General features: G+C 40.8%; 17 protein-coding genes. 5 read left to right on the top strand and 12 right to left on the bottom strand.

Annotated features, from left to right (window positions below):
* Nucleotides 1–12: 12 nt before the first annotated feature.
* The 6 genes from H7T98_RS00280 to uvrA form a co-directional block, all read right to left on the bottom strand.
* Nucleotides 13–1,074 carry a M24 family metallopeptidase gene (locus H7T98_RS00280; RefSeq protein ID WP_073686113.1) on the bottom strand — a complete coding sequence of 354 codons (1,062 nt, stop codon included), beginning with the start codon at nucleotides 1,072–1,074 and terminating at the stop codon, nucleotides 13–15.
* A gap of 132 nt (nucleotides 1,075–1,206) precedes the next feature.
* Nucleotides 1,207–1,488, bottom strand: a complete 282-nt coding sequence (locus tag H7T98_RS00275; RefSeq protein WP_201041667.1) for a hypothetical protein — start codon at nucleotides 1,486–1,488, stop codon at nucleotides 1,207–1,209.
* Nucleotides 1,489–1,530: 42 nt separating this feature from the next.
* Complete coding sequence (locus H7T98_RS00270) at nucleotides 1,531–2,391, bottom strand: thioredoxin family protein (protein WP_201060974.1); 861 nt, start codon at nucleotides 2,389–2,391, stop codon at nucleotides 1,531–1,533.
* A 502-nt stretch (nucleotides 2,392–2,893) separates the two neighbouring features.
* The gene (locus tag H7T98_RS00265) at nucleotides 2,894–3,043 is read right to left on the bottom strand and encodes a hypothetical protein (protein WP_171963640.1); all 150 of its coding nucleotides are present in this window, start codon (nucleotides 3,041–3,043) and stop codon (nucleotides 2,894–2,896) included.
* A 174-nt stretch (nucleotides 3,044–3,217) separates the two neighbouring features.
* Nucleotides 3,218–3,460 carry a DUF3923 family protein gene (locus H7T98_RS00260; RefSeq protein ID WP_073687362.1) on the bottom strand — a complete coding sequence of 81 codons (243 nt, stop codon included), beginning with the start codon at nucleotides 3,458–3,460 and terminating at the stop codon, nucleotides 3,218–3,220.
* 95 nt (nucleotides 3,461–3,555) lie between these two features.
* A complete protein-coding gene (uvrA, locus tag H7T98_RS00255) occupies nucleotides 3,556–6,381 on the bottom strand; it encodes an excinuclease ABC subunit UvrA (RefSeq protein ID WP_201060973.1) in 2,826 nt (941 codons plus the stop codon).
* A gap of 296 nt (nucleotides 6,382–6,677) precedes the next feature.
* Between uvrA and H7T98_RS00250 the strand changes: the two genes are divergently transcribed.
* From H7T98_RS00250 to H7T98_RS00240, 3 genes are all read left to right on the top strand, one after another.
* Nucleotides 6,678–7,622 carry a magnesium transporter CorA family protein gene (locus H7T98_RS00250; RefSeq protein WP_004183470.1) on the top strand — a complete coding sequence of 315 codons (945 nt, stop codon included), beginning with the start codon at nucleotides 6,678–6,680 and terminating at the stop codon, nucleotides 7,620–7,622.
* A gap of 68 nt (nucleotides 7,623–7,690) precedes the next feature.
* Nucleotides 7,691–8,362 (top strand): DUF1129 domain-containing protein, encoded by a 672-nt coding sequence (locus tag H7T98_RS00245; RefSeq protein WP_048790099.1) that lies wholly within the window; start codon nucleotides 7,691–7,693, stop codon nucleotides 8,360–8,362.
* A 116-nt stretch (nucleotides 8,363–8,478) separates the two neighbouring features.
* Nucleotides 8,479–9,360 (top strand): DUF4300 family protein, encoded by an 882-nt coding sequence (locus tag H7T98_RS00240; protein WP_201060971.1) that lies wholly within the window; start codon nucleotides 8,479–8,481, stop codon nucleotides 9,358–9,360.
* A 123-nt stretch (nucleotides 9,361–9,483) separates the two neighbouring features.
* Here H7T98_RS00240 and rpsR read toward each other — a convergent pair whose 3' ends face one another.
* The 3 genes from rpsR to rpsF are packed head-to-tail and all read right to left on the bottom strand — an operon-like array spanning nucleotide 9,484 to nucleotide 10,585.
* Nucleotides 9,484–9,723 carry a 30S ribosomal protein S18 gene (gene rpsR / locus H7T98_RS00235; RefSeq protein WP_000068665.1) on the bottom strand — a complete coding sequence of 80 codons (240 nt, stop codon included), beginning with the start codon at nucleotides 9,721–9,723 and terminating at the stop codon, nucleotides 9,484–9,486.
* Nucleotides 9,724–9,764: 41 nt separating this feature from the next.
* A complete protein-coding gene (locus H7T98_RS00230; protein WP_048790101.1) occupies nucleotides 9,765–10,283 on the bottom strand; it encodes a single-stranded DNA-binding protein in 519 nt (172 codons plus the stop codon).
* Between the two features lie 11 nt (nucleotides 10,284–10,294).
* The gene (gene rpsF, locus H7T98_RS00225) at nucleotides 10,295–10,585 is read right to left on the bottom strand and encodes a 30S ribosomal protein S6 (protein ID WP_003093185.1); all 291 of its coding nucleotides are present in this window, start codon (nucleotides 10,583–10,585) and stop codon (nucleotides 10,295–10,297) included.
* A gap of 203 nt (nucleotides 10,586–10,788) precedes the next feature.
* On the opposite strand from rpsF, the gene H7T98_RS00220 reads away from it, so the two are divergent.
* Nucleotides 10,789–11,757: a hypothetical protein gene (locus H7T98_RS00220; RefSeq protein ID WP_230318864.1), complete on the top strand. Its 969-nt coding sequence runs from the start codon at nucleotides 10,789–10,791 to the stop codon at nucleotides 11,755–11,757.
* 1,162 nt (nucleotides 11,758–12,919) lie between these two features.
* Complete coding sequence (gene mutY / locus H7T98_RS00215; RefSeq protein ID WP_155213132.1) at nucleotides 12,920–14,071, top strand: A/G-specific adenine glycosylase; 1,152 nt, start codon at nucleotides 12,920–12,922, stop codon at nucleotides 14,069–14,071.
* A gap of 143 nt (nucleotides 14,072–14,214) precedes the next feature.
* Here mutY and H7T98_RS00210 read toward each other — a convergent pair whose 3' ends face one another.
* From H7T98_RS00210 to polA, 3 genes are all read right to left on the bottom strand, one after another.
* Complete coding sequence (locus H7T98_RS00210; protein ID WP_021143608.1) at nucleotides 14,215–14,415, bottom strand: Blp family class II bacteriocin; 201 nt, start codon at nucleotides 14,413–14,415, stop codon at nucleotides 14,215–14,217.
* Nucleotides 14,416–14,684: 269 nt separating this feature from the next.
* Nucleotides 14,685–15,782 carry a DUF6287 domain-containing protein gene (locus tag H7T98_RS00205; RefSeq protein ID WP_207186142.1) on the bottom strand — a complete coding sequence of 366 codons (1,098 nt, stop codon included), beginning with the start codon at nucleotides 15,780–15,782 and terminating at the stop codon, nucleotides 14,685–14,687.
* Between the two features lie 416 nt (nucleotides 15,783–16,198).
* The gene (polA, locus tag H7T98_RS00200; protein WP_201059681.1) at nucleotides 16,199–18,838 is read right to left on the bottom strand and encodes a DNA polymerase I; all 2,640 of its coding nucleotides are present in this window, start codon (nucleotides 18,836–18,838) and stop codon (nucleotides 16,199–16,201) included.
* Nucleotides 18,839–18,889: the final 51 nt, after the last annotated feature.

The raw sequence follows: 18,889 nt of genomic DNA, 5'->3' as shown, positions 1-18,889 counted from the left end.
TTCCTCCAAATCTTAGAGAACAATCAATTCCTTAGGCGCAAGGGTAATCAATTCACAACCATTTTCTGTGATAATGATGTCATCTTCGATACGAACACCGTATTTATCAGCCAAATAAACACCTGGCTCGTCCGTCAAAACCATACCAGCTTCGATAGTCTCGTCAGAGTTACCAAAGTAAGGAATCTCGTGAATATCAAGACCGATACCATGTCCAATACCATGTGTAAAGTAGTCACCGTACCCCGCTTCGACAATAACATCACGCGCAACCTTATCATAGTCACGACGTGTCATACCAGCCTTAGCTGCGTCAATCAAGGCCTGGTTAGAACGTAGAACGATATCATAAATTTCACGCTCCTCATCAGTGGTGTCACCAATATGGATAGTACGAGTCATATCGCTAACGTAGTGGTTGTAGTAGCAACCAAAGTCCATCGTTAAGGTTTCACCAGATTGGATAACCTTTTCTGAAGCAACCCCGTGAGGCATAGCTGAACGGTAACCTGAAGCAATGATAGACTCAAAGGAAATCCCTGAAGCTCCGTACTCACGCATACGGAAATCTAGGAAGTTTGCCACTTGTAGCTCTGTTGTTTGACCTGGTTTAATGAAATCAAGCACATCTGTAAAGGCACGGTCTGAGATAGAACAAGCCTTACGGATAGTTGCCAATTCTTTTTCGTCCTTGATCATACGCAACTCTTCCATGAAGTTGCTTTGTGGTGATAAAGTATAGCCTTCAAAAATCGCTTGAAGACCTTGGTAGTAAGCAAATGACACCTGATTATCAAAACCGATTATTTCAAGTTTATCAGCCTCGATAATTTTAACAATATCCTTAAGTGGATCCTTACTTTCGATAATATCAAAGCCATGTACAGATTGTTTGGCAATGAGAGTATAACGTGAATCCGTTAAGAAGAGGCGACGATTCTTAGTAATGAAGACAGTCGCATTTGTCCCCCAGAAATCTGTTAAATAATAGATATTTTTTTGTCCTGTCACCAACAAGGCATCAAGGCCTGATTGGGCAAGTTTGGCATCAAATCGTTCAAGTCTACGTTGCATTATGAATTACTCCTTTGGTATTTTAGGTTAATTATACCAAATTTTCAGATTTTAAAGGATTAAATTGACATTTTAGATTGTTTTTTTGAGGTCATAAAGAAAAAGCCAGATTAAACTCTGACTTTATTAGCATTACACAAAGGCTCGCTTTTCGTAGATAGTTGGCATAAAAAGGAGCAAAACCAAAGTCCAAACAAACAAAACAAAGGCTTCGCGAAGATTAAAGAACTCTTGACCACTAGTAAAGACTGCTCGCATAAAACTAAATGGCACATAAGTCATCAGCTTAGTCATGGTATCCCCTAAACTAGCCAAATAGAGTGTAAAGAAAGTCATTCCTGTTACTCCAAAATAAGCCGTTACAAAGGCCGTTAAGGTATTCTTCACAAACAAGACAAGCAAAGAGGAAATCATATTTGATAAATTCTTTTATTCTCCAACTTAGAAAATAGTCTGTTAGATAAATTTCCCTAAAAGACTTATAAGCAGATTTGTTAGATTCCTAAAAACTTGCTTAATTTGAGACATTAGGCTAGTAACAGACCCTTCAGTATGATTAATTACATCCTTATCACTATCCTTGATAGTATCTTCAGAAGGGGACTCAGGTAAGGGATTTTCCACATTCTCTACTACTTCTGTTCCCTCTGGTGTCTCTGTTTTCTCAGTTTCTTCCTTGAAAACAGCCTGATAAATATCTCGGGCATCTGGAGCACTGCCAAGATAGCCAGAAACCAATTGACCATTTTTGAGACGAATGACACTTGGAGTCCCTGGAATTCCTAGCTTATCAAATAGTATTTTACGAGACTCACGGTCCAACTGATCTGAATCTGTATTGTAATAAAGAAGCTGACCATCAATCAGGGTATTGAAATCCTTCAAAACTGGAGAATTTTGACGACAATAATAGCAGGTTGGCCGGCCAACATAAAGGATATGGTCCCCACCATCTTCAGTCAACATATTTGTGACATCACTATAAGAGACCTGCTTCAGGTTTTCAAGATTCTTTTCATAAGTTTCAACCGAAACCTCTTCGGACCTCACTTCTGTCTCAGCCACTCCTGTCTGTGATGATGGAAGAAGAGGATTTTCCTTTGTCTCACTATTAGATTCAGCCTTCTCAACCACTTGTTCGGAAGCTGTTTCGGAAGAATCTTGCACACTCCCTACTTCACCATTTTCAACAAAATCACTGGCTAGCTCTGTAGCGACCTCCCTAACATCTAGCTCATCTGCTGCACCACTAAGCACTGCTAACTGACAAGTACCTAAAACAAAACTCGCCATCAAAATAAATTGTATTTTCTTCATGTGTTCTCCTTATTTGTTTACTGTGTGACATCTTACTTTTTACCCATTAACAAAAGCAAGGGTACCATGACACTAATTACCATGTTTCTCTCCTTTTTCTATTTAATTAGCGCTTTAACAACTAAGTTCAAGCTATGACTTCATTATAAGAGCTTAACAAGATAAAAAATAGTGACATAGATGTCACCATTCCATAGGATTAAAGACAAAAGAAAAGGCTAAGTATATAAACTCAACCTGAGACTATAGTAATTAGCAGAGAAAATCATTTCTCCTTGTCCTTACTCGCTACTCTAAGCGCAAACAAAGAAAAAGCTAGCGAAAGTGTTGACCAGACGAGACAATGGTCAATAAGAGCAACACCTTCGGTGAAACTTAGTGTAGCATTTATGATCACAATAAATAGCCAGACAATCACGATAACAATGCTTAAGCTTCTAATAAGATTATTCTTCTGTTTATCCATACTCCTCTTTCCCATATCTGGTGCTCATGGTAACTTCTAATCGCCATAAGGAGGTCTTCTTTTCAACCACCATTTGTTCCAACCCAATCGTTCAGGTAAGGTTTGAGGTTTAGATACAAAACCACCCCCTGTAACATTTTCTAAGGTTTCAGCATTGAGCTCTTCACCATATACCTTAGTTCGCATTCTTATTTCTCCTTTCTTTTCAAAAATAAATACAGCAATAACCACTTGGACTATACAAAGATTTAGTCGTCTTGGAGACCTAGTGGATTTGGGTATAAGGTCATTATAAGTTCTCCCTTTTCAAAAAAATAGTGACATAAATGTCACTACCACTGAACACAAAAAGACAGGCCTTTATAAGACCTGTTCCAAAACTTGTTTATTTCTACGGTGTTTCAGAATAAGATAAAAAATAACTTCAAAAAGTAGAAAACTAAAATAGAGCCCTAAAATATAAAGCAAAGTTTCCCATTTATCTGTTGCTGATTGAAAATGGCCGTGATGATCCACTGTACGAATGCTAATTAAAAGACAAATATCTAGAAATAAGGCTAGAAGAATACCATTAAATCCTATAAAAAAACGCTTTTTAACCATAGTCTGGCTCCTGTATCTTTTTTCTTAACCATAGAATAGCAAACTCAACTTAAACCAGCCTAAAGCAAAAAAAGACTCAGAGAGCCCTTTTTCCTTTATGTCAATTTTTCTTTCAAATATTGTCCTGTGTAGCTTTCTGGAACAGCTGCTACTTCCTCTGGAGTTCCTGTAGCTACGATGGTACCTCCACCGACACCGCCTTCAGGACCCAAATCGATGATGTGGTCTGCGGTCTTGATAACATCTAGATTGTGCTCAATCACGAGAACAGTGTTGCCATCATCCGCAAAACGCTGAAGCACCTTCAAAAGACGAGCAATGTCATCTGTATGGAGACCCGTCGTCGGTTCATCCAGAATGTAGAAGGACTTCCCAGTAGAGCGTTTGTGCAACTCACTAGCCAGTTTCATACGTTGAGCCTCACCACCTGATAGGGTTGTTGCTGGTTGTCCCAGAGTCACATACCCGAGCCCCACGTCCTTGATAGTCTGAACCTTACGAGCAATCTTAGGAATAGCCGCAAAGAAGTCAACTGCGTCATCAACTGTCATATCCAAAATTTCAGCAATATTCTTGCCCTTATAGCGAACCTCTAAAGTCTCAGAATTATAGCGTGTGCCATGACAAACCTCACAAGGGACATAAACATCAGGCAAGAAATGCATCTCAATCTTGATAATGCCATCACCAGAGCAAGCTTCACAACGGCCGCCCTTGACATTGAAAGAGAAACGTCCCTTCTTGTAACCGCGAATCTTGGCCTCATTGGTTTGGGCAAACAGATCACGAATATCGTCAAAGACGCCCGTATAAGTCGCTGGATTAGAACGAGGTGTACGCCCAATTGGACTTTGGTCAATATCAATCAAACGCTCGATATACTCGATTCCTGTCACTGATTTGTGTTTACCAGGTTTCTCACTATTTCGATTGAGCTCTTGGGCAATCTTTTTCTTGAGAATTCCGTTAACCAAAGTCGATTTTCCCGAACCAGAAACACCAGTGACTGCAATCAACTTTCCAAGTGGAAACTTGACAGATACATTCTTAAGGTTATTCTCGCTAGCACCTTTAACCTCGATAAAACGACCATTACCTACACGACGTTCCAGAGGAACAGGAATTGATTTGGCACCTGACAGATATTGCCCGGTGATTGAATTCTTGTTCTTAGCAACTTCCTCTGGGGTTCCTGAGGCCATGATTTGACCACCAAAAGCACCAGCACCAGGTCCCACATCAATAAGCCAGTCAGCCTCACGCATAGTATCTTCATCATGCTCCACCACAATCAGGGTATTGCCCAAGTCACGCATCTTTTTAAGACTTGATATCAAGCGATCATTGTCACGCTGATGAAGCCCAATAGAAGGCTCATCCAAAACATATAGGACTCCAGAAAGGTTAGAGCCAATCTGTGTCGCCAAACGGATACGCTGACTCTCACCCCCTGAAAGGGTTCCGGCCATACGAGAGAGGGTCAAATAATTAAGACCTACATTATTTAGGAAAGTCAAGCGATCCTTGATTTCCTTGATAATTGGACGGGCAATCATTCCTTCATTTTCACCTAATTCCAGGCTATCAATTTCCTGAAGATGATCTGAAATAGACAAATCAGAGATTTGACCAATATTTAGGCCATTCTCACCACCAACACGAACCGAGAGAGCTGCTTCGTTAAGACGATAGCCATGACAAGTTGGACATGACAACTCATTCATATAACCTCGCATGACATTGCGAGTGAAATCACTATTGGTCTCGTGGTAGCGACGATTAATATTAGTCACAACCCCTTCAAAAGGAATGTCAATATCACGCACCCCACCAAAATCATTAACATAATGGAAGTGGAATTCGCGGTCCCCAGATCCATAGAGGATCAAATCCTGTTCTTCTTTTTTCAGATTTTCAAATGGTGTATCCATATCCACACCGAACTGCTCCATGGCCTGCTCAAGCATAGCTGGATAATAGTTGGATGATATAGGATTCCAAGGCGCCAAAGCACCTTCACGCAAGGTTTTACTAGCATCAGGGATAACCAAATCCATATCAACTTCCAGTTTATTACCCAAACCGTCACAGGTCGGACAAGAGCCAAACGGTGCATTGAATGAAAAGAGACGCGGCTCCAACTCTGGCACTGTGAAGCCACAAACTGGACAAGAATAATGCTCTGAGTAAAGCAACTCATTATCATCCATAGTATCCACAATCAAGTAGCCATCTGCTAAACGAAGGGCCGCCTCCACCGAATCAAAGAGACGACTACGGATACCCTCCTTATTTACCAAGCGGTCTACAACCACTTCGATATTATGCATCTTAGACTTGGACAACTCTGGCACTTCTGTGACATCGTAAATCTCACCATCTACACGAACACGAACATAACCGTCCTTTTGTACACGCTCAAAAACAGCCTTGTGTTGCCCTTTTCTACGACGAACAATTGGTGCCAAAATCTGCATACGCGTACGCTCAGGAAGAGCTAGAACCTCGTCCACAATCTGTTCCACAGAGGACGACTGAATGGCCCCATGACCATTAGGACAATAAGGGACACCCACACGCGCATAAAGGAGACGAAGATAGTCATTAATCTCCGTCGCTGTTCCGACTGTCGAACGAGGGTTTTTACTTGTTGTTTTCTGGTCAATGGAGATGGCAGGACTCAAACCATCAATCGAGTCCACATCAGGTTTCTCCATATTTCCCAAAAATTGGCGGGCGTAGGCTGAGAGACTTTCAACATAGCGTCGCTGACCCTCTGCATAAATGGTATCAAAGGCCAAGGAAGACTTCCCAGAACCTGACAAACCCGTCACCACCACCAGTTTATCACGCGGAATCTCCACATCAATATTTTTTAAATTGTGAGCTCTTGCTCCATGAATCACTAACTTATCTTGCATATTTTTAAGAGGCCCTAGCCCAAAAGCTACTGCCGCTCCTTTCTACAGACGGATGGAAAATCCATCCCGACTTTCTCTCATAATTATAACAAAATTTCAATTTATCCAGCCCAAAAATGTTTCAAATGTAGTATAATGGTGAAGTGTCTAAAAAAGGCAAGGAACATCATCCCAAGCCTCAATTGACATCACTAAAAAAAGCTAAGAGCAGTGTTTATTTTACTTAAAAGCGATTGTAAAAATCCTTTTGTAATCAAGGCGCTAGCGCTTACCTAATGACAAAGGAGGGGTTCCCATTGAAACAAATGTTCTTATCCACCGGAAAAGAATTCAAAGAAATTGAAACATTCGAGCCTGGTGCTTGGATTCATTTGGTGAACCCTTCCCAAGAAGAAGCCATGAAGGTCGCAGAACGTTTTAACATTGATATTCAAGACCTCCGTGCCCCTCTGGACGTGGAAGAAACATCACGTATCGATGTCGAAGATGACTACACCCTGATTCTGGTCGACGTCCCAACCCAAGAAGAGCGTAATAACAAAAGCTACTACGTCACTATTCCATTGGGTATCATCGTTACCGATGAGGTGGTTGTTACAACCTGTCTCGAGGACATCAGCCTCATGGACAACTTCCTCAACCACCGTGTACGTAACTTCTACACCTTTATGAAGACCCGTTTTGTCTTTCAGATTCTCTATCGCAATGCTCAACTCTTCCTAACCGCCCTACGTTCTATCGACCGTCAGAGCGATAAATTGGAAGCTCAGTTGGAAAATGCGACTAAAAACGAGCACTTGATTGACATGATGGAATTGGAAAAATCCATTGTCTATCTAAAAGCCTCACTTAAGATGAATGAGCGAATTGTCAAAAAGCTAACAGGTAACGCCTCTAGCTTGAAGAAATACATCGAGGACGAGGATCTCTTGGAAGATACACTGGTCGAAACCCAACAGGCCATTGAGATGGCAGGCATCTATGAAAATGTCTTGAATGCCATGGCTGAAACCGCTGCTTCTATCATCGGCAATAACCAGAACACTATCATGAAGACACTCGCTCTCATGACTATGGCTCTGGACATCCCAACCGTTATCTTCTCCGCCTACGGCATGAACTTTAAAAATAATTCTATGCCTCTAAACGATTTAGATAATGCTTTTTGGGTTATCTTTTTCATCGCAGCCTTCGGGTCATCCTGCGTTGTTATCTACTTTATCAGGAAAAAATGGTTCTAACATAGAGCCTCTTCTTTTCCCTAAACTACAAAACTAAAAAATAATACTATTTATCGAAAGGTCATCTCATGGACATCCAAAAACTCACCAAGAAAAACCAAGAATTTATCCACATCGCAACCAACCAACTCATCAAAGATGGTAAATCAGACCAAGAAATCAAAGATATCCTTGGCGATATTATTCCTGAACTTATCGAAAACCAGAAAAAAGGAATCACAGGACGTGGACTCCTTGGTGCGCCAACTGTTTGGGCAGCTAGTTTCTCTCCTGAAAAACACCAACAACCTGAAACTGGTAAACCTAACAAAGAAGTACCAGAAACAGATAAAACACCTTGGAAAATGTGGCTTGATACCTCACTCTTCCTTCTAGCCATCGTTGCAATCATGAACGCAATCTTTGGTTTCTCAGGTACACAAACCAGCTACGGCCTCACAACCCTTCTTTCAGTGTCATTCATTGGCGGTCTTGCAATGTATACTCCTTACCACTACATCTACCGTCACAATAACAAACCAAAAGAAGAACGTCCAAAATGGTGGTTCAGCATGACCATCATCACTCTCTCTTTTATTGCATGGTTTGCCCTCTTTAGTCTTACAGCCCTTCTTCCAAGCTACCTCAACCCTGGTCTTTCACCAATTGTAATCCTTATCATTGGTGTCATCGCTGGTGTTGCCAAATACTTCTTCAAACGTCACTACAACGTTCAAAGTACTTACGCACCTGCATCTTAATCAATCTCATTCCTAAGCACCCAGAAGGGTGCTTTTTTACGTCAGAAATCTTGACACAGTTGGTTGTTCTATACTAAAATGTTAAAGTTAATAGACAAAAGAAAGAAATCCCATAGATGCGTATCAAATTCCCCCTACTAATCATTGCTTGCTGCCTATTACTTATGGCATGCAGCCACAAGAATACTCAGAAAAACTATCAAGCTTACTATAGTTTTAACAATGTGACGACTTCCACTCAGGAAAAACAGCTAGCAAAAGCCTTAAAAAGCAAGGGCATTCCAACAAAAGACTGGAACAATCTAGCCCCTTATATTACTCGTTACAATCAGGAAAATACAAACCTTCAGCCAGTTGTCAAAAAATGGACCAAAAGTAAAATCGGCAAGGACCAAAACCAATTCGTCACCTTCCTTAAGGAAAAAACTTTTGAAGAGAATAAATCACACTTTACTGATGACTTAAACTGTCGACGAACATCTTTCCTCCTTCTTCACGACCTTATTACAAGCTCAGAGGACCTCACCAAATTAGAACTCCCCCTTCAAAACGAATTTATAGATCTTAAGTCACACCACAAAGAGTTAACTGCCAAGGATCAAGCTCTCTACAGTCTCCTTTTTGGTGATAATATCAGCTATCAGTCTACAGACGATCTCCTTAAAGCTTGGAAAAAAGCTGGACTCAAGTTTCCAGAGAAGGTTAAACTCCTATCGGTCTTTCAAAATAGCCCTGGTGATGTCAGCAATTTCCACACGGCTATAGCTTACGAAAAAAACAGCAGTATCTATGTCTTTGAAAAACAGGACCCTACACTTCCTTACAGATGGAGTCGCTTCAATAATTGGGCGGATATCAAAACACACTGGTTATCCAACCGCTTTAAGGTCTTCAAAGACAATGTCGATATCCTCGTTAACGACCAAAAATTTGATGATTTCTTAGAAAACACACTCTATATACCACAAAACAACCAACTAGCTCCTCAAAATAAATGAGAAGACCAGTTGGTTTTTCTTTTCTCCTAAAACATAGAATTAAACTCAGCACACAAGCCTAAAAATGACAAAAGCCTACAAAATCTAGTCAGAAAAAAACACCCTCTGTCGAGGGCATTATTTTTAGTCTTCGTTTACGTAAGGCATAAGTGCCATAACGCGAGCGCGTTTAATCGCTGTTGTTACTTTACGTTGGTTTTTAGCTGAAGTTCCTGTTACACGACGTGGAAGAATTTTACCACGTTCTGAAACGAAACGGCTAAGAAGCTCAGTATCTTTGTAATCAACATATTCGATTTTGTTAGCTGCGATGTAATCAACTTTTTTACGGCGTTTGAATCCGCCACGACGTTGTTGAGCCATGTTTATTTCTCCTTTATATATTTAATTCGTTTTGTCCATTCTTAGAATGGGAGATCGTCATCTGAAATATCCATTGGATTTGAATTACCAAATGGACTCTCGTCACGACCGAAGTTTGGTGTAGATTGTGCAGGTTGTGATCCACCAAATGAACCACCAGTTGAAGCTCCTCCACCGAATGAACTTGAATTATCAAATCCTCCAGCGTTGTAAGAACCACCACTGTGACCTTCACGTGCCGCACGGCTTTCCAACATTTGGAAATTATCAGCGACAACTTCAGTTACGTAAACACGTTGACCTTGTTGATTTTCATAGTTACGAGTCTGAATACGACCTGTAATTCCAATCAATGCGCCTTTCTTAGCCCAGTTAGCCAAATTTTCAGCTTGCTGGCGCCAGATAACACAGTTAATAAAGTCAGTTTCACGTTCACCATTAGCACCCTTGAAGTTACGGTTAACCGCAAGGCTGAATGTTGCAACAGCAACGTTACTTGGTGTATAACGAAGTTCCGCATCACGGGTCATGCGACCAACGAGTACGACATTATTAATCATAATTTACCTTCTTACGCGTCAAGTTTAACGATCATGTGACGAAGAATGTCACCGTTGATTTTTGAAAGACGGTCGAACTCGTTAAGAGCTGCATCGTCGTTTGCTTCAACGTTAACAACGTGGTAAAGTCCTTCACGGAAATCTTGGATTTCGTATGCAAGACGACGTTTTTCCCAATCTTTTGATTCAACAACAGTTGCACCGTTGTCAGTCAAGATAGAATCGAAACGTGCTACCAAAGCGTTTTTAGCTTCTTCTTCAATGTTTGGACGAATGATATAAAGAATTTCGTATTTAGCCATTGATATTTTCCTCCTCTTTTGGTCTAATGACTCATGGTCTTTCGCCACGAGTAAGTGAGGTGCACTCACAAGATATAATTCTACCAAAGTTTGAAGGATAATGCAAGGGAAAAGTGAATAGATAGAAATTTGAATCGCTAAGAAAAAAATTAAGCCTTATGAGTCGTCTTTTCTCCGGCCAAACTTCATGCTAAAATAAGAGAATGCTTTATCATAAAAAGAAATTAGGAGAAAAACTAGGGCTTCCAACCTTTAACCACTACTATAATATTCCTATTACTTCCCTAGAATATGATTTAAAAAACTTAGGTCCGAGTGACGTCTACATTATCACTTTCAAACAGGACAATAACCTCTTTGTTGTTGACATAACACATCAGCTTGGTCATACCAGTCATTTTGATACCGTCTCCCTCTTTGAACTAGACAAGCTCTTATCTGGTATCGCTGCTGTTCCTTTAGCCGCTGTCCAAAGCATACAAATCTTGTCCTTTCCAGACAAGTTACACTCTCTGAACCCTAGTCAACGTCTAAAAAATCTCGTTGCTCTTTACTACAAGGATGCAGAAATCATGCGTTACCTCAAGACGACTAAAAATACCGGTGATCAGGTGACAAGATATCAATTAGAGGCTGAACGACTAGAAAGACAAGGTAAGAGTTTTGACTTCTTCAAGTACGTCAGCCGTGGCAAAATACGAGAAGAAGACGGTCTAGCGGAAGTGTCTAGCAAGGACTACGACTTCATTCCTGATTTTCACCCCTTCTTAACCTCACCAAGAAGCCAGCAGGTTTTAAGCGTACCAGTAACCTACTTTGATGACAAAACGAAACAGACCGCCAAAATAGACATCATGGGGTGGTATATCAAGGACCAGCAACTTAAGATTCGTTGGAAACCCAAGTACATGCGCAAACGTCGATGGCGCTCATCACGTATCTCAGTTGATATCGTGACCGACAACTACTTCTTCCAAGGACAAATCTATAGAGACAGTAGTGCCCCCATATTTCTGAACAACCTAAACTTCGATAGTAAAATCCCTAAGAGTTTCCTACCGCATCTTAAAAATCAATACCAAATCTTTATGACTCTAGTAAAAGAACAAAAAAAGGCTTGCTCTCCTACGGAAGGTTCGGTTGAACAAAAAGGACTAAGAGTCTCTCACTAAAATCCACTAATATTCAACATATCAAAAAGCTCATTCTTACACGCTAGAATGAGCTTTTAAGATTCTTCAATTGTCATTAGAACATCCTTTTGGAATTTTGTAAAAAATATTTTCATAAGGAGGAGTCATTGTGTGTCACCATTTTTATACCTAGCAATCATAGATTACCTCCATCAACTTACAAACAACTTTCAAGCATTGTAAATTTTCTATTACATCGGTATCACTCCCTAAGCTATTTTATGCAATAACTTGAAGTGTCTCCATTTTTATAACGTCCTAAATTCATCATCATAGTAATCACCTCTGATTCATATGATTTGAGACCTATCTCCCCATTGACCACTCAATGAGGTTTACTTGTCGCCGTTCTTATAACGACTTACATCAAACATCAACATAAGCGTCACCTCGGTACTTTGTTACAAGATTTAAGCATTTAACTTTTGTCGATAGATTACTCATTTGGCATTGGTATCACTCCTTAAGCTATTTTACGCAACAGCTTAAGTGTCTCCATTTTTATACCTACTAACATTTCTCATGAGCTTTACCTCACTTTTTGACGTTAATCTTGAGTTTAGCTTTCGATTTCTGGTGGTATCACTCCCTTGTAGCTATTTTATGCAACATTATTAATCGCCGTTTTTATACCTACTCATATTTTTCATGAACTCACCTCGTTCATCTTAAGAATATAGGATTTACGTTTCGTGTGGCATGGGTATCACTCCTTAGGCTATTTTACGCAACAACCTATGTGTCTCCATTTTTATACCTACTAACATTTCTCATGAGCTTTACCTCACTTTTCTTAAGTTAACAGATTTGAGTTTGGTTTTCGACTTCTGGTGGTATCACTCCCTTGTAGCTATTTTATGCGACTGAATTAATCTCCGTTCTTGTAACGCCCTACTGTCATGCGGTCACGCTCCTCAGAGATGATTGGTAAAGTTATTTGTTTTGCCTACTGTTTTGTTTAGAGATTTTAGTCTCCGTTTTTGTACCTTGAAATATTTACTCTCACCATGGCTCTTACCTCCTTGATGAATCCTTATCTTCTTTACACTTTTAGTATAATGTAAACGCTTACTTTTGTCAATCCTTTTGTCGGAAAAACGCATAATTTTTTGAAAAAAGATTTCTTTGTTACAATAGAGGCATGTTAGATTTAAAAGAATACGGCATTGTCATGTGGGATGCTGAGAAAATCGCGTCTTTTCGTCGCACCCTCCTGGACTGGTACGATCGAGAGAAACGAGACCTCCCCTGGCGTAGGACTAGAAACCCATACTATATCTGGGTCAGTGAAATCATGCTACAACAAACCCAGGTTCAGACTGTCATTCCCTATTACGAGCGCTTTTTAGACTGGTTCCCAACAGTTAAGGATTTGGCCGAAGCCCCAGAAGAGAAGCTTCTCAAAGCTTGGGAGGGGCTAGGTTACTATTCACGTGTCCGAAACATGCAAAAGGCTGCGCAACAAATCATGAATGACTTTGATGGCCAGCTTCCAGATACATATGAAAACATTGCCAAACTCAAGGGCATCGGACCCTATACTGCTGGTGCTATTTCTAGCATCGCTTTTGGGCTCCCAGAACCTGCTGTTGATGGTAATGTTATGCGGGTTATGGCTCGTCTCTTTGAGGTTAACTACGATATCGGAGACGCCAAAAATCGTAAGATTTTCCAAGCGATTATGGACATTTTGATTGACCCTGACCGTCCAGGTGACTTTAACCAAGCGCTTATGGACCTTGGGACTGATATCGAATCAGCTAAAAATCCAAGACCCGACGAAAGCCCTATTCGCTTTTTCTGTGCAGCCTATCTCAATGGAACCTATGACAAATACCCCATCAAATTGCCAAAGAAAAAGCCTAAACCTATGCAAATTCAGGCTTTTATTATCAGAAATGCAAAGGGTGAGTTTCTGCTCGAAAAAAATATCGAAGGGCGTCTGCTAGGTGGTTTCTGGTCCTTCCCTATCGTGGAAACAGACTTTATTGGCCAACAACTCAGCCTTTTTGAAAAGGATGATTGTATTCTCGAGACAGTCTCTCAAAAAGCTATTTTTGAGAAAGATTATTCCCTCAAACCAGAGTGGTCTAGCAATAATTTTGCACCCGTAAAGCATACCTTCAGCCATCAAAAATGGACCATCGAAATGGTGGAAGGCAACGTTAAGAACGGTAAACCTACTTCCGATAAGGAGCTACGCTGGGTGGCTAGTCAAGACTTTGACCAGTTCCCAATGGCCACACCACAGAAGAAGATGATTAAAACTTATGAAGACAGTAAAAAAGGATAGCATTGTGTGCTACCCTTTTTCTTATACATCAAGTTTATCGTGCTTACGGCCTCGCAAAGCAAGGTATACTTTTGAAAGAACTACTCCCAAAAAGATATAAAACAATTCCAAATAAGTCACATTTTTTGACATCAAAAATTCAATCATACCCAACACAACGCTCCGTAACTTACTGCTCCTCCAGCTAATCCCAATAAAGCTCCTCCTGGGCCACTAGTGATAAGACCCGTGATACTTGTTCCGAGGGCTGCCTTAGCTGCATTGTTCCAACTACATCCACCACCTACAACCACTGATAATTCCTGATGTGTCAATACTTGTTGTGTCATTTCTGATGTTTTCAATATATTTTCTCCTTATTAATACTAATTTTTCTATTTATGGTAATTGTGAGTTGCAAATCTCTTAGTGTCCTCACTAATCACTAAGAGATATCCTAAAATTAACTGTCTATTCTATCTCCTTTCATTTTAAAGACAACTGTCGCTAGCTCTCAGTTATATCCTTAAGTTATGCTTTTATTATAGGTAAGATGGCCAATAAAAAATAGTGACATAAATGTCACTATGGAGGACAAAAAAGCCGAAACGTTTAAGTTTCGGCTTGAAAATTATTAATCGACTTTATAGAAGAAGTAACTGTCGTCAGTGGTTCCATAAATTGACTGACCACTCCAGATGCGGTCCTTACTTTTATCTGACTGATCATCAGCTTTCTCATTTGGTGATGATGTTACAGAACCGGTCAAGGCTACTCCTTTGGGTAAGAATGCAATCATTCCACCACCAGGACCAACTTCTTTTGGCACAAGTCCTGCTTTAAAAAAGCCATCAGCAATTTTACCATATTCAATTGCTACTTTCTCAGTATCACTCACTAACCCATTTTTATCAAAGGTCATCGTATAGCCTTTGCCATTCTTCCAAGTTCCAGCGATACTTGAGAAATCACCATTCTGAATAGCATTGATGTCCATACCAGTCTCTTTATTTGATTTGCTGTCGCTACTGCTTGCTTCTGTCTCGTCACTACTTGAGTCGTCAAAGTCATACCAATCCTCGACAGACAAATCAAGAGTCTGAGCGTCACCGAGACCAACCTTACTTGCACCGTCTGTTGTCTCAGACATACTGAAATCAACCGATTGAAGTTGGTTAAAGGCGCCATCCTTGATTTCATAGGTCTCAGCCTTGGCCTCAGGTCTCATACGCTGGAATTGTTGGCAGTAAATCGTACCATCTTTATAAAATTTCATGGTACTCAAGTAACCACCCTTGGCAAAGGTTCCAGCACTTTTTGCAAATACAGGCTTATCATCATTATCAAGATAATATAGCGCGTGAACACTGTCAGGGGTACCAATCAAAAGCTCAGCTGAACCATCATCGTTGATGTCTACATAGCTATATTGCACGTTTTCTCCTGCTCTTTTAGCATCAAAAATAGTGCTAGTCGCATAAGCTTCGTCAGACGAAAGATCACCTGGAACAGCTGATGTATCGCCGTTCAGAGCAATAGGGCGATAGAGATCCAAGACTGAAGCATAGAGCTCATCGTAGCTCACTTCCTCCGTTTCAGATGAATCACCACTCACTTGTTCAGACTTAGAAGCGCTGTCGCCTGAGCCTGAAGCACCCGTATTTGTTGCGTTACAAGCTGTCAGCAAGAACAAACTTGATAAGAGCGCAAATCCTGTTAATTTCTTTTTCATAACTATCCTTTCATAAGAAACGACCTAATATAAATATTAAATCATTTAAATCTCTTTGACATTATGTTAACAATTGTATGGTTGATAAGTCAAGTATTTTTTGAAAAATTAATTTATATTCATTTATCAAGAACGCTTATATAATCATAACTTTCACTATAATCCAACAATCCCATCCTCAATCAAATTAGAATTTTAATTAAAATATCTAGATATTAATTAGTGATTCTTTTTTCATTTACAAATATCTGCATCAAAAAAAGCCGGACCTCAGTCCAGCTTTCATCTGTCTATTTCTATTTAGTCATAAAGTAGGTGATGATCACCAATACTGCCACGATAGCTAGGACAACGGCCAGAAATCCTAGCATGTAGCGCAAGAGAAAATAGGTAAATGGAAAATTTTCTTTCATGTTTTACTTTGCCTCATACCATGTGCGGCCATCATTCTCATCTGCAATGAGAGGGACAGCGAGTTCAACTGCAGCTTCCATGGTTTCTTTAACCAAGGCTTTCATCGCTACAAGTTCGTCGTTTGGCACCTCAAGGACGATTTCATCGTGCACCTGTAGGAGCATCTTAGTTTTATAGCCACCTTCTACCAGAGCCTTGTCTAGGTTAATCATAGCAATCTTGAGGATATCAGCGGCACTTCCTTGGATAGGAGAGTTGATAGCTGTACGCTCTGCGAAGTTGCGGACGTTAAAGTTACGAGAATTAATATCTGGCAACTCACGACGGCGGTGGAAGAGAGTTTCTACGTAGCCCTTATCCTTGGCTTCACGAACCACATTATCCATATAAGCCTTGATACCAGGATAACGCTCAAAGTAGGTGTCGATATACTCCTTGGCCTTTTTACGGCTAATGCCAAGGTTGTTAGAAAGGCCGAAGTCAGAAATGCCATAAACGATACCGAAGTTAACAGCCTTGGCGTTACGACGATCGTTAGGTGTGACATCCTCTGGCTTTTCAATGCCAAAAACACGCATGGCTGTAGAGGTATGGATATCTGCTCCCTCTTTAAAAGCAGCAATCAAATGCTCATCTCCCGAAATGTGGGCAAGCACGCGCAACTCAATCTGTGAGTAATCCGAGCTTAAAAGCACTGCGTCCTCAGTCGATGGGACAAAAGCCTTACGGATGAGACGACCTTGCTCCAAGCGAACAGGGATATTTTGCAAGTTTGGATCCACTGATGAGAGGCGACCTGTCTGTGTTAAATCTTGCACATAACGGGTATGGATTTTGCCATCCTTAAGGATATAATCCTGAAGCCCCAAGACATAGGTAGACTGAAGCTTGGTGATTTGGCGGTACTCCAAAATCTTAGCTACGATTGGAGCAATTGGTGCCAAACGTTCAAGGACATCCACAGCCGTTGAGTAACCTGTCTTGGTTTTCTTAGTGTATTCCAAAGGTAGTCCCATCTTTTCGAAGAGGATGACACCCAACTGTTTTGGCGAGTTGATATTAAACTCTTCGCCCGCCATCTCATAGATTTCTTGGGTCAATTTATCGATGACTACTTGATTTTCCACTGCCATCTCGTTAAGGGTTTGTCCCTTAACCTTAATACCAGCGATTTCCATCTTAGCTAGCACATTTGCCAGTGGTAACTCCATATCAAAGAGAAGCTCTGATTGGCCGTGTTCAGCCAATTTTTCAAGCATGACAGGTTTAGCTACCTGAAGGACCTTGACTTTTTTAGCTAGGTGGTTGAGTAAGACCTCTTTTTCAGGAACGGCACGTTTAGCCCCCTTACCATAGACCACTTCATCTGTTTCAAGCGGCAAGTCTGTATAGAGACGGGCAATGGTTGACAATTCATTGTCCTCAACGGTTGAGAGGAGATACTTGGCCAGACGTGCATCAAAATTAGCCGTAGGCAAGTCAATACCTAGATGACTCAAAAGGACCTTACTGCGCTTGAAATCGTAGATATTAACAGCTTTAGAAAGAGCTGCTTGGAAGGCTTCTGATTTGAGGAGGTCAGTATCTGTAGACGCATAAATCTGCTTATCATTACCCCATGCAAAACCGATGATAGGCTCAGTGTGATAATTGTCACCAAGGATTTCAAAATAGAAGAAATCGTCAGGGCTGAAGTGGTCCGCTGTTACTTGGCTAGGCTCTTCATAGGCCACATCAAAATCTTGTGGCACAGCCTCGCCACCAAGGGCATTTTTAAACTGAACAAAGCCCATCTCATCATAAAAGGCTGTCAATTTTTCAAGGTCAGGTCCCGTAAAGGCCGTGTCATCGAGACCAATTTCAATAGGTGACTGGGTATCAATAGTCGCCAGGGTCTTAGAAAGGAAGGCTTGTTCCTTGTCATTGATGAGATTTTCCTTCATTTTGGACTTCTTCATCTCGTCGATGTGGTTATAGATACCTTCAAGGGAACCGTGTTCCAAGAGGAGCTTGAGACCAGTCTTTTCACCAATCTTAGTAACCCCTGGAATATTATCAGATTTATCTCCCATAAGGGCCTTGAGGTCGATGAATTGCGCTGGAGTAATACCCATTTTCTCCATGAGGTAATCAGGTGTGAAGGCCTCAAACTCAGCTACACCTTTCTTCGAAATCTCAACAACTGTGTTTTCGTCAGTCAGCTGAATCAAGTCTTTATCCCCAGAGACAACAGTAATTTGATAGTCCTCACTGGTATTTTCAGCCATCTTAGCCAAGGTACCGATAATGTCATCTGCCTCGTACTGAGCCAGATCATAATAGGCGATACCACGTGCAGCCAACATCTCACGGATATAAGGGAACTGCTCACGGAATTCCTCTGGTGTCTTAGCACGACCAGCCTTATAGTCCGCAAACATCTCTGTACGGAAAGTTGTTTTACCAGCATCAAAGGCTACCAAGACATGAGTCGGTTGGATACGCTCAAGCAAGTTGTCCAACATGAGGTGGAAGCCATAAATGGCATTGGTATGAAGGCCATTATTGTTACGAAAACGGTCAATTTGATTATAGAGTGCGAAAAAAGCACGAAAGGCAACGGATGAACCGTCAATTAGGAGTAATTTTTTCTGATTAGTCATAGGTTTATTATAGCATAGATAGGAGCATTGGTTTTAATTGAAAATCTCTTA

This window comes from Streptococcus sp. 23.2 (assembly GCF_016648665.1).
Lineage (GTDB): Bacteria > Bacillota > Bacilli > Lactobacillales > Streptococcaceae > Streptococcus > Streptococcus salivarius_E.
The sequence above is the reverse complement of the archived record's forward strand: the minus strand, read 5'-3'. Positions and strand labels throughout refer to the sequence as shown.